Origin of the sequence: Pseudomonas sp. P5_109 (assembly GCF_034009455.1) — a bacterium.
Taxonomy (GTDB): domain Bacteria; phylum Pseudomonadota; class Gammaproteobacteria; order Pseudomonadales; family Pseudomonadaceae; genus Aquipseudomonas.
This window is the reverse complement of the sequence record NZ_CP125380.1, coordinates 5,755,097-5,769,602: the sequence shown is the minus strand read 5'-3', so window position 1 is coordinate 5,769,602 and position 14,506 is coordinate 5,755,097. Positions and strand designations below refer to the sequence as shown.

The window sequence follows — 14,506 nt, the reverse complement described above, 5'->3', positions numbered from 1 at the left end:
TCGCTGGCAAGCCAGCTCCTACAAGGGAGGTTGCGCGCCGAGAAGTTACTTCAACGCTGCCAGAATCGCATCCGGGTCATATCCGCGTATAAGGGTTCCGTTGACATCGATGATCGGAATCCCGCCCCCACCGAGAGCCTCATAGTCCTTGCGTGCTACGGCATCTTTCTCGATATCGAATTCCTTGTAGGGAATGCCTTTCTGATCGAGAAAACGCCGGGTGAGCTTGCAGTAACCACACCAGTCGGTGGCGTAGAGGATGACGTTGGCCTGGGCCTGCGTCTGTGCAGACACCGCCTGCGAAGGGTTGAACACCCGCTCGATCTTGCCCCAGTTCTGGTAAGCCACGACCACCAGCAGGATCAGCAGGAATTTTTTCAGTACGCCGCCGAGCATCAGTTGCGACGCTTCAGTTGATCGGTGAGCGAAGTGGGCAGGCCCTTGATGATCAACGTGCCGGCTTCTTCGTCGTACTCGATCTTCGAGCCCAGCAGGTGCGCTTCGAAACTGATCGACAGGCCTTCGGCGCGGCCAGTGAATCGGCGGAACTGGTTCAGGGTGCGTTTGTCGGCCGGGATTTCCGGCGACAGGCCGTAGTCCTTGTTGCGGATGTGATCGTAGAAGGCCTTCGGGCGTTCTTCGTCGATCAGCCCCGACAATTCTTCCAGGCCCATCGGCTCGCCGAGCTTGGCCTGGCTGCTGGCGTAATCCACCAGGGTCTTGGTCTTCTCGCGGGCGTCGTCTTCCGGCAGGTCTTCGCTTTCAACGAAATCACTGAAAGCTTTGAGCAGGGTGCGGGTTTCGCCGGGACCGTCGACGCCTTCCTGGCAGCCGATGAAGTCGCGGAAATACTCCGAAACCTTTTTCCCGTTCTTGCCTTTGATGAACGAAATGTACTGCTTGGATTGTTTGTTGTTCTGCCACTCGGAAACGTTGATCCGCGCCGCCAGGTGCAATTGGCCAAGGTCCAGGTGACGGGACGGGGTCACGTCCAGCTCATCGGTCACGGCCACGCCTTCGCTGTGGTGCAGCAGGGCGATGGCGAGGTAGTCGGTCATGCCCTGCTGATAGTGCGCGAACAGCACGTGGCCACCGACCGACAGGTTCGACTCTTCCATCAGTTTTTGCAGATGCTCGACTGCCACGCGGCTGAACGCAGTGAAATCCTGGCCGCCCTCGAGGTACTCCTTCAGCCAGCCGCTGAACGGGAATGCGCCGGATTCCGGATGGAACAGGCCCCAGGCTTTACCCTGTTTGGCGTTATAGCTTTCGTTGAGGTCGGCGAGCATGTTCTCGATGGCCGCGGACTCAGCCAGTTCAGAGTCACGGGCGTGGAGAACTGCAGGTGTGCCGTCGGGTTTTTTGTCGATCAGGTGGACGATGCAATGACGGATCGGCATGGGCTTCTCGGCTGAATGAAGAGAGGAGGGCGTGCTCCCCCGAAAAAGCGCTCAGTGTACCGCAACCACTGGTTTTGGCGCGGTGCGAAGGGCAATTGGCAGGCGACCGACGGCGCTTATGCGTTTTTTTCCTGTTTTAGCGCAATAAAGCTGACCAAATGGGTAGCTAGAGGCGGATATTTCCCCGTCTGTGTGCTAGCTTTGCCCGGTCTTGCGCGAAGTCACTGCGTTAAGCGTGCAGTCAGCATTTGTCAGGTCGAACCAAACCCTGATTTCGGTATCTATAACCCCGATCCCGAGGTTATTTGGCCGAGGGTGCCGGATCCATAAGATCGGGCTCGATAGCTGACATTGCACTCTGCAATCCATATGAATTTGATAGGGAAGGAACACTAAATGGCTCTTACTAAAGACCAACTGATCGCCGACATCGCTGAAGCTATCGACGCGCCGAAAACCACCGCGCGTAACGCTCTGGACCAACTGGGCCAAATCGTTGCCGATCAGCTGGAAAACGGCGGCGAAATCACTCTGCCAGGTATCGGCAAACTGAAAGTGACTGAGCGCCCTGCCCGTACTGGCCGCAACCCTTCGACTGGTGCTGCCATCGAAATCGCTGCCAAGAAAGTGATCAAGCTGGTTGTGGCCAAAGGCCTGACCGACGCTGTTAACAAGTAAAAACTTGTTAAAAAAAACCGTGCGCCGGAGTGATCCGGGCACGGTTTTTTTGTGGGCGCCGGAAACAATTTCGCAAGGTAAATTGGCGCGATAATCCCGTTGTTTGAAAACGTTTGTAACCTGCGCACCGATAGTGAAAGCGCAGTTGCGTCGAATAGCACTTTTCTCTCTATATAAAGCGAACGGTCCTACAGAACTGATAGTTGAGTGTGCGCCTTGGGTCGGTAGTATCAACAAGGCGTAGCGCATGGCTTTGCTTAGAAAGCCAAAACCAAATTTCAGTTGTTGGTTACAGGGACGTTCTTATGAAAGTTAAACAGTTGTTGATGTGCGTATCATTTTTGGTATCTGGCCAGGCTTTGGCGAATGTGACCGAATACTGCCCGGGCCCTACTGACATCAAGGAGATGGCAGCCGGTGTCTATAAAGCCCCGACAGCAGGTGGCGACGGCGAATGGTACGGTGTTACGCAAACCGGGCGTGGGCCGGTAGCCGATTTTGAAATGGCGATATTCGTACCCCGCGTCGCAGCCGGGGGCGCCACCGTTGCCGGTGAAATCCTGCGTTGTGGTTACAAACTGCAACATGGGGGCGAGCTGGATATGAGATTCAAACGGGAGGGAACAATCGTAAGTATTGATACCGGTGGGCCATGGGAGGAGTGGTATGGCCAGTATTACTGCGATAGCAAAGAGGCGCGAGCCTGTGCATTCAAAGAGAATGTTCGTACAAAGTTTTAAAATGAAGATATCCAGATTTTCTGATAACGATATTGCAGAAAAGTTGTAAGGCAGTTAATGGTTAAAGATCTGAGCGTCACTGTTAAGCGGTGAGGTTTGTAAAAAGCCGTGTCCAGGACCCATCCGGGCACGGCTTTTTGTGCGCTTGGCCTTTTACTCAGCTGTAGCTTTCGACCATCGTGCCTGACGCCAGGCCTGTTGCTGCGCTTCGGTCTGAAAGGTCCAGGCGACGAAGCGGCTCTGTTTTTGGCCCTGTCCCATTTCCACCACCCGACTTTCCAGCGCGCCGGCCTTTTTCAAGGCGGTCTGGATCTGCGGCAGGTTCGACGCCTTCGACACCAGTGTGCTGAACCACAGCACTTGTTGCGCCACTTGTACGCTCTCGCTGACCAATTGCGTGACGAAACGCACCTCCCCACCCTCACACCACAATTCCGCCGCTTGCCCGCCGAAGTTCAGCACCGGTAGCTTGCGTTTCGGATCGGCTTTGCCCAAGGCTCGCCATTTTCGCGTGCTGCCCCGTGTGGCCTCGTCCAGCGAAGCGTGGAATGGCGGGTTGCACATCGTCAGGTCGAACCGCTCTGCGCTCTCCAGCAAGCCTGTGAGGATCTGCTTGGGGTTGCTCTGCTGGCGTACCTGGATCGCTTTGTTCAGGCCATTGGATTGAATGATGGCTTTCGCCGCAGCGATGGCGGTCGCGTCGATATCGGAACCAAGGAACTGCCACCGATAGTCGCTGTAACCGATCAGCGGATACACGCAGTTGGCGCCCATGCCGATGTCCAGCACCTTCACGGCGGCACCCCGGGGGATCACGCCTTCGTTGCCGCTGGCCAGCAGGTCGGCGAGGAAGTGCACATAGTCGGCACGGCCTGGTACTGGCGGGCACAGGTAGTCGGCCGGAATGTCCCAGTGGGCAATGCCGTAGAACGACTTGAGCAGGGCCCGGTTGAACACGCGCACGGCTTCCGGGCTGGCAAAATCGATACTTTCCTTGCCGTATGGATTGATGATCACGAACTTCTTCAGTTCCGGAGCGCTTTTGATCAGCGCCGGAAAGTCGTAGCGACCCTGGTGGCGATTGCGCGGGTGCAGGCTGGCCTTTTCCTTCGGGGCGACGGCCGTGGCCGGGGTCTTCGGGGCAGGCTTCTTGCGCGCAGGCTTGGGGGGGCGGGGGGCGGTCATGGGTGTGGTCGATTCGGGCATGGCTGAAAGTGGTGGGCATTGTCCCACATCTGAGAGCCACACTAATCAAATGTGGGAGCGGGCTTGCTCGCGAAAGCGGACTTTCAGTCAATATCTATATCGAATGTTATGGCCTCTTCGCGAGCAAGCCCGCTCCCACAGGGGGATCTTCATTGGATATAAGAAGGTGACAGGCAAAAAAAGGGAGGCCACTTGGGCCTCCCTTCTTCATTGCGATTTGCCGTTACAGGCTGGCAATCCGCGCATGCTGCTCGGCCAGCTTGCCCAGGGCCTGTTCGGCCTCGGCCAGCTTGGCGCGTTCTTTCTCGATGACTTCGGCAGGCGCCTTGTCAACGAAACCGGCGTTGGACAGCTTGCCGCCGACACGTTGCACTTCACCTTGCAGACGCTGGATTTCCTTGTCCAGACGCGCCAGTTCCGCACCTTTGTCGATCAAGCCGGCCATCGGCACCAGTACTTCCATCTCGCCGACCAGTGCGGTGGCGGACAGCGGTGCTTCTTCGCCGGCAGCCAATACGGTGATCGATTCAAGGCGCGCCAGTTTCTTCAGCAGGGCTTCGTTCTCGGTCAGGCGACGCTGATCCTCGACGCTGACGTTCTTCAGGAACAATGGCAGCGGTTTGCCCGGGCCGATGTTCATTTCGCCACGAATGTTCCGGGTGCCGAGCATCAGGCCCTTGAGCCATTCGATGTCGTCTTCGGCCGCCGGATCGATGCGGGTTTCGTTGGCCACTGGCCAAGGTTGCAGCATGATCGTCTTGCCTTCGATACCGGCCAGCGGCGCGATGCGCTGCCAGATTTCTTCGGTGATGAACGGCATGAACGGATGCGCCAGGCGCAGGGCGACTTCCAATACACGAACCAGAGTGCGGCGGGTGCCGCGCTGGCGTTCGACCGGAGCGTTCTCGTCCCACAACACAGGCTTGGACAGTTCCAGGTACCAGTCGCAATACTGGTTCCAGATGAACTCGTACAAGGCTTGCGCAGCCAGGTCGAAACGGAACTGGTCGAGCTGGCGGGTCACTTCGGCTTCGGTGCGTTGCAGCTGCGAAATGATCCAGCGATCGGCCAGGGACAGTTCATAGGCTTCGCCGTTCTGGCCACAGTCTTCGCCCTTGTCCAGCACGTAGCGGGCGGCGTTCCAGATCTTGTTGCAGAAGTTGCGATAGCCTTCGACGCGGCCCATGTCGAACTTGATGTCACGACCGGTGGACGCCAGCGAGCAGAAGGTGAAGCGCAGGGCATCGGTGCCGTAGCTGGCGATGCCTTCGGCGAACTCGTCGCGGGTCTGCTTCTCGATCTTCTTCGCCAGTTTCGGCTGCATCATGCCGGAGGTACGTTTCTGCACCAGGGCTTCGAGTTCGATGCCGTCGATGATGTCCAGCGGGTCCAGGACGTTGCCCTTGGACTTGGACATTTTCTGGCCAAGGCCGTCACGCACCAGGCCGTGAACGTACACAGTCTTGAACGGAACCTGTGGCGTGCCGTCTTCGTTTTTCACCAAATGCATGGTGAGCATGATCATCCGGGCAACCCAGAAGAAAATGATGTCGAAGCCAGTCACCAGCACGTCGGTGGAGTGAAATTTCTTCAGGAACTCGGTTTTTTCCGGCCAGCCGAGGGTGGAGAACGTCCACAGGCCCGAGCTGAACCAGGTGTCGAGAACGTCATTGTCCTGTTGCAATGCAACGTCCGGGCCGAGGTTGTGCTTGGCGCGTACTTCGGCTTCGTCGCGACCGACGTAGACCTTGCCCGACTCGTCGTACCAGGCCGGAATCCGGTGGCCCCACCACAGCTGACGACTGATGCACCAGTCCTGTATGTCACGCATCCACGAGAAGTACATGTTTTCGTATTGTTTCGGCACAAACTGGATGCGACCGTCTTCAACGGCGGCAATCGCAGGTTCGGCCAAAGGCTTGGTGGATACGTACCACTGGTCGGTCAGCCATGGCTCGATGACGGTGCCGGAGCGATCGCCTTTCGGCACTTTCAGGGCGTGGTCGTCAACGCTGACCAGCAGGCCGGCAGCGTCGAACGCGGCCACGATCTGCTTGCGTGCTTCGAAGCGGTCGAGACCGGCGTATTCGGCCGGGATCTTGCCGTCGATGGATTCGTTCAGCGTGCCGTCGAGGTTGAACACCTGGCAGGCTGGCAGAACGGCGGCGTTCTTGTCGAAGATGTTCAGCAGCGGCAGGTTGTGACGCTTGCCGACTTCGTAGTCGTTGAAGTCGTGGGCCGGGGTGATTTTCACGCAGCCGGTGCCGAATTCAGGGTCGCAGTAATCGTCGGCGATGATCGGGATGCGGCGGCCAACCAGTGGCAGCTCGACAAATTTGCCGATCAGGGCTTTGTAGCGTTCATCGTTCGGGTTAACCGCGACGGCGGAGTCGCCGAGCATGGTTTCCGGGCGAGTGGTCGCGACGATCAGGAAATCGTTGCCTTCAGCGGTCTTGGCGCCGTCGGCCAGCGGGTATTTCAGGTTCCACAGGAAACCTTTCTCGTCGTGGTTCTCCACTTCGAGGTCGGAAATCGCCGTGTGCAGCTTGGTGTCCCAGTTGACCAGGCGCTTGCCGCGATAGATCAGGCCGTCTTCATGCAGGCGTACGAAAGCTTCTTTAACGGCTTCCGAGAGGCCGTCGTCCATGGTGAAGCGCTCGCGGCTCCAATCTACGGACGAGCCGAGGCGGCGGATCTGACGGCTGATGTTGCCACCGGACTCATCTTTCCATTCCCAGACTTTCTCGAGGAATTTCTCGCGACCCAGATCGTGACGGTTCTGGCCTTTGGCTTCGAGCTGACGCTCCACCAGCATCTGCGTAGCGATACCGGCGTGGTCGGTACCCGGCTGCCACAGGGTGTTGCGACCCTGCATGCGGCGGAAGCGGATCAGGGCGTCCATGATCGCGTTGTTGAAGCCGTGACCCATGTGCAGGCTGCCGGTGACGTTCGGCGGCGGGATCATGATGGTGTAGGACTCGCCCGCGCCTTGCGGGGCGAAGTAATTCTCTGACTCCCAGGTGTTGTACCAGGAAGTTTCAATGGCGTGCGGCTGGTAGGTCTTATCCATGCGCGGCGGGACCCTATTGGCATTTATTCAGGAAAAGCCGGGAAGTATAGCGGGGATGAGCCGATGCGCGTAGAGCGAGGTGACAATGGGCGGGGGAAAAGTTGTGGTTTTTCAGGGGGTGTTTTGTCTGCAATGACGCCATCGCGGGCAAGCCACGCTCCCACAGTGTCGGTGTCGATCACAAAAAGGTAGTACGACACTAACCCTGTGGGAGCGTGGCTTGCCCGCGATGGCGGTCTATCAGTCGATGCGATTCAAATCGTTATGACGTGTTTCCTTCAGGCACAGCACCGCAATCAAACTCAGCACCGCCGCCCCGGACACATAGCCGCCGACGTAACTCAAACCACCCATCGCCACCAGTTTCTGGGCGAAGAATGGTGCAGCCGAGGCCCCGACAATCCCGCCCAGGTTGTAGGCGGCAGAGGCGCCGGTGTAGCGCACGTGGGTGGGGAACAGCTCCGGCAGCAGCGCACCCATCGGCGCAAATGTCACGCCCATCAGGAACAGCTCGATGCACAGGAACAGTGCCACGCCCCAGGTCGAGCCCTGGGTCAGCAGCGGCTCCATGAGGAAACCGGACAGGATCGCCAGCACGCCGCCGATGATCAGCACCGGTTTGCGCCCGTAACGGTCGCTGGCCCAGGCTGACAGCGGGGTGGCGGCCGCCATGAACAGCACGGCGAAGCACAGCAGGCCAAGGAAGGTTTCACGGCTGTAGCCGAGCGTTGCAACGCCATAACTCAGGGAAAACACGGTGGAGATGTAAAACAGCGCGTAGCACACCACCATCGCGCCGGCGCCCAGCAATACCGGCATCCAGTATTGGCCGAACAGCTCGAACAGCGGGATCTTCACTCGTTCCTGGCGCGCGATAGCGTTGGCGAACACCGGGGTCTCATGCAGCTTGAGGCGTACATACAGGCCAACCATTACCAGCGCGGCGCTGAGCAGGAACGGGATGCGCCAGCCCCAGGAGCGGAACTGTTCATCGTCCAGCACCACGGCCAGTGTCAGGAACAGGCCGTTGGCCGCGAGAAAACCGATGGATGGGCCGAGTTGCGGGAACATGCCGAACCACGCGCGCTTGCCTTTGGGCGCGTTCTCCGTGGCCAGCAGCGCTGCGCCACCCCATTCACCACCCAGCCCCAGTCCCTGGCCGAAGCGCAGGACGCACAACAGGATCGGTGCCCAGGCGCCAATGCTGTCGTAACCCGGGAGCACGCCGATCAGCGTGGTGCACACGCCCATCAGCAGCAGGGAGGCGACCAACGTCGATTTACGGCCGATACGGTCGCCGAAGTGGCCGAACAACGCCGAACCCAGCGGGCGGGCGAGGAAGGCGATACCGAACGTGAGAAACGCCGAAAGCATCTGGGCGGTGCCGGACGTCTGTGGAAAGAACACTGGGCCGATCACCAGCGCGGCGGCAGTGGCATAGACATAGAAATCGTAGAACTCGATGGCGGTACCAATGAAACTCGCGGTAGCCACGCGGGTGGCGGAGTTCGTCGGTTGCGCAGGTGCGGAGTCGTTGTAAGTCGTGCTGGTCGTCATGCAGTGATCCCTGACAGTTTTGTGCTCCAGTGGAGCGAATTATTATGGTCGAGAACCCAGGGATGTGGGTGAGGGCGCGGTCGCTGTTTCAGGTAGGAACAGGCGTCGGTTTTTTGCAGTTCTTGTCGATGGTCGGGCCGGAAGCTGCTAGGTGCGGGGTAAGCACGGGGCCGGCGAGGCTTGGGTAAGCGATTCGATTATAGGAAGGTGGCTAACGATCGAACAAGGGGTATGGCGAGGACATTGTGGCGAGGGGGCTTGCCCCCGTTGCGCTGCGAAGCAGTGCCAGAATAAGTCAGCCCCCAAGCCGGTGTGCCGGTTGATTTACGACTGCTTCGCAGCCGAACGGGGGCAAGCCCCCTCGCCACAGGGGATTGTGTCAGGCGTTAGATAGCGACAGGCATCGAACTGGTCTGCCAGATCAGCACCCGCGTGACACGGTTGTCTTCGGTCTCGAGAATTTCCAGGCGATACCGGCCAATCTTCAGGCACACCGCGCTTTCGGGAATGGTTTCCAGGGCCTCGGTGACCAAACCGTTCAGGGTTTTCGGGCCATCGCTGGGCAGGTGCCAGCCGAGGCTCTTGTTCAGTTCGCGGATGGATGCGGCACCGTCGATCACCAGGCGCCCGTCGGCTTGCGGATGAATGTGCGGGTTGTCCTGGCTGTGCTGGCTTTCGAACTCGCCGACGATTTCTTCGAGAATGTCCTCCAGGGTGACGATGCCCAGCACTTCGCCGTATTCATCGACCACCATGCCCAGGCGTCGCTGCTGCTTGTGGAAGTTGAGCAATTGCAGCTGCAGCGGAGTGCTTTCCGGCACGAAGTACGGCTCGTGACTGGCTGCCAGCAACGCTTCCCTGGTCAGGCTCGCATCGGGCAGCAAGTGCAGGATGTGCCGGGTGTTGAGGACGGCTTCGACCTGGTTGATATCACTGTGGAATACCGGCAGGCGCGTGCGCTTGTTGTGGCGCAATTGTTCGATGATTTCGTCGATGGGGTCATCGAGGTTGATGCCGTCCACGTCGCTGCGCGGCACCAGGATGTCATTGACCGTGATGTTGTCCAGCGCGTGGATGCCTGGCAGCGGGTGAGGGCGACTTACGGTTTCCGGCGTGTCCTGCCGCTCCGGCGGTGTTTCGTCCTCACTTCGTTGCACCACTTTGGCTTTACGGGCGAACGGTCGCGTCAGCAATTGACTGATGCTGTTGAGCAGCCATGCCGCGGGATAGATGAATTTCAGTGGTATGCGCAACAGATTGTTGCCCTGGGCCAGGATCGCATCCGGATAGCGGGTGGCCAGCGCCCGTGGCAAATAATCGGAAAACACCAGCAGAATCGCGCCCGTCCCAAGGCAAGCGACCCACGGGCCATTCTCGGCCCAGGTGAAAATGGCCAGCAAGGTGCTGATGACCACCGCGAGTGCACGGCAGAGGGTGTTGCAAAAAATCAGGCTGGCCAGGGGGAAGCTGAGTTTCGCCACCGGTTTGTCACTGGAGCGCGTCGCGGTGCGCTGGGCCAATAAATGTTGGTGCGCCGCTTCGATGGCGGTAAACAGCCCCGACCATAAAATCAACAGGGTCACTACCGCGAGCATCGGCCCTATGGGCAAGTCGTCCATTAATGCCGCCCGTCAGATATGCAGGATGTATTCACGAACCAGTTTGCTGCCGAAATACGCCAGCATCAGCAGGCAAAAGCCGGCCAGGGTCCAGCGAATGGCTTTGTGCCCGCGCCAGCCGAGGCGATTGCGCCCCCACAGCAGCACGCTGAAAACGAGCCAGGCCAGGCAGGCCAGCAGGGTTTTGTGCACCAGATGCTGGGCGAACAGGTTTTCGACGAACAGCCAGCCGGAAATCAGTGACAGCGACAACAGCGTCCAGCCGGCCCAGAGGAAACCGAACAGCAGGCTTTCCATGGTTTGCAGCGGCGGGAAGTTCTTGATCAGGCCGGAGGGGTGCTTGTGCTTGAGCTGGTGGTCTTGAACCAGTAACAGCAAAGCCTGGAACACCGCGATGGTGAACATGCCGTAGGCCAGAATCGAGAGCAGGATGTGGGCGAGGATGCCCGGCTCCTCATCGATGACCTGCACCGTACCGGCCGGCGTGAAATGCGCCAGCAGCACAGTCAGGGCGCCAAGCGGGAACAGCAGGACCAGCAGGTTCTCCACCGGAATCCGCGAGCAGGCCAGCAGGGTCAATGCAATGACCGCCACGGCAATCAGGCTGGCGGCATTGAAGAAATCCAGGCCCAGGCCGATCGGGGTCAGCAGATGGCTGAGCAGGCTGGCGCTGTGGGTCACTACGGCGAGCACGCCAAGCATGACCAGCAGGCGTTTGTTGGCCTTGGCACCGGAAGCCAGGCGAGTGCCCTGATAAATGGTCGCAGCGGCATACAAGCAGGCGGCGGCGAGGGTAGTAAGCAAACTGGGTGACAAGGGGAGCATAAATCCTGTTAGGCAAGCCCGAAAGTCGCTGAGTTTGGCATAGAACCCCCGCCACACGAAAGACCGCGCAACCTGACGGCGAGGTGTCCGCCGGCCACAGTCTTCGCTATAATCCGCGACCTGCCCACGCCGCAGGCTCGCCGAGCACACGTTTAGTCCGGTCCGGGCCGCCATTATCCCGGTCTACACAGGGCCTGAAAGGATCGCGCAATGTTTGAAAACTTAACCGACCGTCTCTCGCAGACGCTGCGCCATGTCACCGGCAAGGCCAAGCTGACTGAAGACAACATCAAAGACACCCTGCGCGAAGTGCGCATGGCGTTGCTCGAAGCCGACGTCGCCCTGCCGGTGGTCAAGGACTTCGTCAACTCGGTCAAGGAACGTGCCGTCGGTACCGAGGTATCGCGCAGCCTGACGCCGGGCCAGGCCTTCGTGAAGATCGTCCAGGCCGAGCTCGAAAGCCTGATGGGCGCGGCCAACGAAGATTTGAACCTGAGCGCAGTGCCGCCAGCGGTCATCCTGATGGCCGGTTTGCAGGGCGCTGGTAAAACCACCACCGCCGGCAAGCTCGCGCGCTTCCTTAAAGAGCGCAAGAAGAAATCGGTCATGGTTGTGTCCGCCGACGTTTATCGTCCCGCGGCGATCAAGCAGCTGGAAATGCTCGCCGGTGAAGTCGGCGTTACCTTCTTCCCGTCCGACCTGAGCCAGAAGCCGGTCGAGATCGCGCAAGCGGCTATTAAGGAAGCGAAACTCAAATTCATCGACGTGGTCATCGTCGATACCGCCGGTCGCCTGCACATCGATGAAGAGATGATGGGCGAGATCAAGGCGCTGCATGCCGCGATCAACCCGGTCGAAACCCTGTTCGTGGTCGACGCCATGACCGGCCAGGACGCCGCCAACACGGCCAAGGCCTTCGGCGATGCATTGCCGCTGACCGGTGTGATCCTGACCAAGGTCGACGGCGACGCCCGTGGCGGTGCCGCCCTGTCGGTGCGTGCCATCACCGGCAAGCCGATCAAGTTCATCGGTATGGGCGAGAAGAGCGACGCGCTCGATCCGTTCCACCCTGAGCGTATCGCCTCGCGCATCCTCGGCATGGGCGACGTACTCAGCCTGATCGAGCAGGCGGAAGCGACCCTCGACAAGGACAAGGCCGACAAGCTGGCCAAGAAGCTGAAGAAGGGCAAGGGCTTCGACCTCGAAGACTTCCGTGATCAGCTGCAACAAATGAAGAACATGGGCGGCCTCGGCGGACTCATGGACAAGCTGCCGAACATGGGTGGCGTGAATCTGGCGCAGATGGGCAACGCCCAGGGTGCGGCAGAAAAGCAATTCAAGCAGATGGAAGCCATCATCAACTCCATGACCCCGGCCGAGCGCCGCGACCCCGAGATGATCAGCGGTTCGCGCAAACGTCGGATTGCCATGGGTTCCGGCACCCAGGTGCAGGACATCGGTCGCTTGATCAAGCAGCACAAGCAGATGCAGAAGATGATGAAGAAGTTCTCCGCGAAAGGCGGGATGGCCAAGATGATGCGCGGCATGGGTGGAATGCTACCCGGCGGCGGCATGCCAAAGATGTAAAGAATTCGCGCCGGTCGTCGCACCGGCGCTAACCCACACGGACGTGGGATACACAGCAAACCCGCACTTGGCGGGAGCTGATCGGCCGTTTTCAACGACGGCTCTATAGCAAATCTGCAAGGCGGCCGATAGACCGCCGGAAAAAGTCATTTGCAAAAGTCCGGATATTCCTTAGAATATGCGGCCTTTCGGGCACCCATGCCCGCTGTGCCTTTAGATTTGCAGCACCGACTACAGGAACGATGTTCACATGCTAACAATCCGTCTTGCCCTTGGCGGCTCCAAAAAGCGCCCGTTTTACCACTTGACCGTAACCGACAGCCGCAACCCGCGCGACGGTTCGCACAAGGAACAGGTTGGCTACTTCAACCCTGTTGCTCGTGGTCAGGAAGTTCGTCTGTCCGTGAACCAAGAGCGCGTAGCCTACTGGCTGAGCGTTGGTGCACAACCTTCTGAGCGCGTTGCTCAGTTGTTGAAGGAATCTGCTAAGGCTGCGGCCTGAGCAATATGAACGCGACGCCAGCCATTGCTGATGATTTGATCGTTATCGGCAAGATTTACTCAGTTCACGGCGTTCGCGGCGAAGTGAAGGTGTACTCCTTTACTGATCCGATTAAGAACCTGCTGGAATACAAAACCTGGACGCTCAAGCGTGAAGGCAATGTTAAGCAGGTAGAGCTGGTCAGCGGACGCGGGAACGACAAGTTCCTGGTCGCAAAGCTCAAGGGGCTCGATGATCGCGAAGAAGCTCGTCTTCTGGCCGGTTATGAGATCTGCGTGCCGCGTAACCTGTTTCCTGAACTGACCGACGGCGAGTACTACTGGTACCAGCTGGAAGGTCTCAAGGTCATCGACACCCTCGGACAACTGTTCGGGAAAATCGATCACCTGCTGGAGACTGGCTCGAATGATGTAATGGTGGTCAAGCCTTGCGCTGGCAGCCTGGATGATCGCGAACGCCTGTTGCCCTATACCGAGCAATGCGTGTTGGCCGTCGACCTGGCCGCGGGCGAGATGAAGGTGGATTGGGACGCGGATTTCTAAGCGTGGCTAACTTGCGCGTAGAAGTGATCAGTCTGTTTCCCGAGATGTTCTCCGCCATCAGCGAGTACGGCATCACCAGTCGTGCGGTGAAACAGGGGCTCTTGCAGCTCACCTGTTGGAATCCGCGAGACTACACGACGGATCGACATCACACTGTGGACGATCGCCCGTTTGGCGGTGGTCCGGGCATGGTGATGAAGATCAAGCCCCTGGAAGATGCTCTGGTTCAGGCCAAGGCAGCAGCCGGGGAGGCGGCGAAGGTAATTTACCTGTCGCCCCAAGGCCGTCAACTGACTCAGTCGGCGGTACGCGAGTTGGCGAATCTGGATGCATTGATCCTGATTGCCGGCCGCTATGAAGGCATTGACGAGCGTTTTATTGATGCTCATGTCGATGAAGAGTGGTCGATTGGCGACTATGTACTGTCTGGCGGCGAGCTGCCGGCGATGGTCCTGATCGATGCGGTTACACGACTGCTGCCTGGAGCTTTAGGGCATGCGGACTCCGCCGAGGAAGATTCCTTTACGGATGGTTTGCTGGATTGCCCGCACTACACCCGACCGGAGGTGTATGCGGATCAGCGTGTTCCCGACGTATTGCTAAGTGGCAATCACGCGCACATCCGGCGTTGGCGTTTACAGCAGTCCCTTGGTCGGACCTTTGAACGACGCGCCGATCTTCTGGAAAGCCGCTCGCTTTCTGGAGAAGAGAAGAAGCTGCTCGAGGAATACATCCGCGAGCGGGACGATAGTTAACAACGTATCGATGGTAGATCAGACG

13 protein-coding genes are annotated in these 14,506 nt (G+C 59.0%); 6 read left to right on the top strand and 7 right to left on the bottom strand.

Features of this window, described 5'->3' with window-relative positions; genetic code table 11:
* Nucleotides 1-45: 45 nt before the first annotated feature.
* Together QMK54_RS25575 and yejK are read right to left on the bottom strand one after the other, a co-directional pair.
* Nucleotides 46-396, bottom strand: coding sequence for a glutaredoxin family protein (locus QMK54_RS25575; protein ID WP_320401532.1), 351 nt, complete (start codon nt 394-396; stop codon nt 46-48).
* Nucleotides 396-1,400: a nucleoid-associated protein YejK gene (gene yejK, locus QMK54_RS25570; protein WP_008018580.1), complete on the bottom strand. Its 1,005-nt coding sequence runs from the start codon at nt 1,398-1,400 to the stop codon at nt 396-398. Before yejK ends, QMK54_RS25575 begins: the two co-directional genes overlap by 1 nt.
* A gap of 396 nt (nt 1,401-1,796) precedes the next feature.
* Here yejK and QMK54_RS25565 point away from each other — a divergent pair, with 396 nt between their 5' ends.
* Together QMK54_RS25565 and QMK54_RS25560 are read left to right on the top strand one after the other, a co-directional pair.
* Nucleotides 1,797-2,078, top strand: a complete 282-nt coding sequence (locus QMK54_RS25565) for an HU family DNA-binding protein (protein ID WP_007905514.1) — start codon at nt 1,797-1,799, stop codon at nt 2,076-2,078.
* Between the two features lie 305 nt (nt 2,079-2,383).
* Nucleotides 2,384-2,818: a DUF3757 domain-containing protein gene (locus QMK54_RS25560; RefSeq protein WP_320401531.1), complete on the top strand. Its 435-nt coding sequence runs from the start codon at nt 2,384-2,386 to the stop codon at nt 2,816-2,818.
* A 153-nt stretch (nt 2,819-2,971) separates the two neighbouring features.
* Here QMK54_RS25560 and rlmF read toward each other — a convergent pair whose 3' ends face one another.
* The 5 genes from rlmF to QMK54_RS25535 form a co-directional block, all read right to left on the bottom strand.
* Entirely contained in the window at nt 2,972-4,003 is a 1,032-nt protein-coding gene (gene rlmF / locus QMK54_RS25555) for a 23S rRNA (adenine(1618)-N(6))-methyltransferase RlmF (protein ID WP_320401530.1), read from the bottom strand.
* A gap of 244 nt (nt 4,004-4,247) precedes the next feature.
* The gene (locus tag QMK54_RS25550) at nt 4,248-7,094 is read right to left on the bottom strand and encodes a valine--tRNA ligase (RefSeq protein ID WP_223591633.1); all 2,847 of its coding nucleotides are present in this window, start codon (nt 7,092-7,094) and stop codon (nt 4,248-4,250) included.
* A gap of 240 nt (nt 7,095-7,334) precedes the next feature.
* Entirely contained in the window at nt 7,335-8,651 is a 1,317-nt protein-coding gene (locus QMK54_RS25545; RefSeq protein WP_110663013.1) for an MFS transporter, read from the bottom strand.
* A gap of 386 nt (nt 8,652-9,037) precedes the next feature.
* The gene (locus QMK54_RS25540) at nt 9,038-10,270 is read right to left on the bottom strand and encodes a transporter associated domain-containing protein (protein WP_320401529.1); all 1,233 of its coding nucleotides are present in this window, start codon (nt 10,268-10,270) and stop codon (nt 9,038-9,040) included.
* A gap of 12 nt (nt 10,271-10,282) precedes the next feature.
* The gene (locus QMK54_RS25535; protein WP_110661248.1) at nt 10,283-11,095 is read right to left on the bottom strand and encodes an inner membrane protein YpjD; all 813 of its coding nucleotides are present in this window, start codon (nt 11,093-11,095) and stop codon (nt 10,283-10,285) included.
* 210 nt (nt 11,096-11,305) lie between these two features.
* Here QMK54_RS25535 and ffh point away from each other — a divergent pair, with 210 nt between their 5' ends.
* The 4 genes from ffh (at nt 11,306) to trmD (ending at nt 14,481) form a co-directional block, all read left to right on the top strand.
* Nucleotides 11,306-12,682 carry a signal recognition particle protein gene (gene ffh / locus QMK54_RS25530; RefSeq protein ID WP_320401528.1) on the top strand — a complete coding sequence of 459 codons (1,377 nt, stop codon included), beginning with the start codon at nt 11,306-11,308 and terminating at the stop codon, nt 12,680-12,682.
* Nucleotides 12,683-12,932: 250 nt separating this feature from the next.
* Nucleotides 12,933-13,184, top strand: coding sequence for a 30S ribosomal protein S16 (gene rpsP, locus QMK54_RS25525; protein WP_007972721.1), 252 nt, complete (start codon nt 12,933-12,935; stop codon nt 13,182-13,184).
* A gap of 5 nt (nt 13,185-13,189) precedes the next feature.
* Entirely contained in the window at nt 13,190-13,726 is a 537-nt protein-coding gene (gene rimM / locus QMK54_RS25520; RefSeq protein ID WP_110661249.1) for a ribosome maturation factor RimM, read from the top strand.
* 2 nt (nt 13,727-13,728) lie between these two features.
* Nucleotides 13,729-14,481, top strand: a complete 753-nt coding sequence (gene trmD, locus QMK54_RS25515; RefSeq protein WP_007897583.1) for a tRNA (guanosine(37)-N1)-methyltransferase TrmD — start codon at nt 13,729-13,731, stop codon at nt 14,479-14,481.
* The last annotated feature ends 25 nt before the right edge of the window (nt 14,482-14,506 follow it).

Bases quoted from the DNA above. Each gene is read 5' to 3' on its own strand.
- rimM (WP_110661249.1), top strand. From the start codon at position 13,190: ATGAACGCGACGCCAGCCATTGCTGATGATTTGATCGTTATCGGCAAG.
- yejK (WP_008018580.1), bottom strand. From the start codon at position 1,400: ATGCCGATCCGTCATTGCATCGTCCACCTGATCGACAAAAAACCCGAC.
- QMK54_RS25560 (WP_320401531.1), top strand. From the start codon at position 2,384: ATGAAAGTTAAACAGTTGTTGATGTGCGTATCATTTTTGGTATCTGGC.
- ffh (WP_320401528.1), top strand. From the start codon at position 11,306: ATGTTTGAAAACTTAACCGACCGTCTCTCGCAGACGCTGCGCCATGTC.
- QMK54_RS25545 (WP_110663013.1), bottom strand. From the start codon at position 8,651: ATGACGACCAGCACGACTTACAACGACTCCGCACCTGCGCAACCGACG.
- rpsP (WP_007972721.1), top strand. From the start codon at position 12,933: ATGCTAACAATCCGTCTTGCCCTTGGCGGCTCCAAAAAGCGCCCGTTT.
- QMK54_RS25575 (WP_320401532.1), bottom strand. From the start codon at position 396: ATGCTCGGCGGCGTACTGAAAAAATTCCTGCTGATCCTGCTGGTGGTC.
- QMK54_RS25565 (WP_007905514.1), top strand. From the start codon at position 1,797: ATGGCTCTTACTAAAGACCAACTGATCGCCGACATCGCTGAAGCTATC.
- QMK54_RS25535 (WP_110661248.1), bottom strand. From the start codon at position 11,095: ATGCTCCCCTTGTCACCCAGTTTGCTTACTACCCTCGCCGCCGCCTGC.
- QMK54_RS25540 (WP_320401529.1), bottom strand. From the start codon at position 10,270: ATGGACGACTTGCCCATAGGGCCGATGCTCGCGGTAGTGACCCTGTTG.
- QMK54_RS25550 (WP_223591633.1), bottom strand. From the start codon at position 7,094: ATGGATAAGACCTACCAGCCGCACGCCATTGAAACTTCCTGGTACAAC.
- rlmF (WP_320401530.1), bottom strand. From the start codon at position 4,003: ATGACCGCCCCCCGCCCCCCCAAGCCTGCGCGCAAGAAGCCTGCCCCG.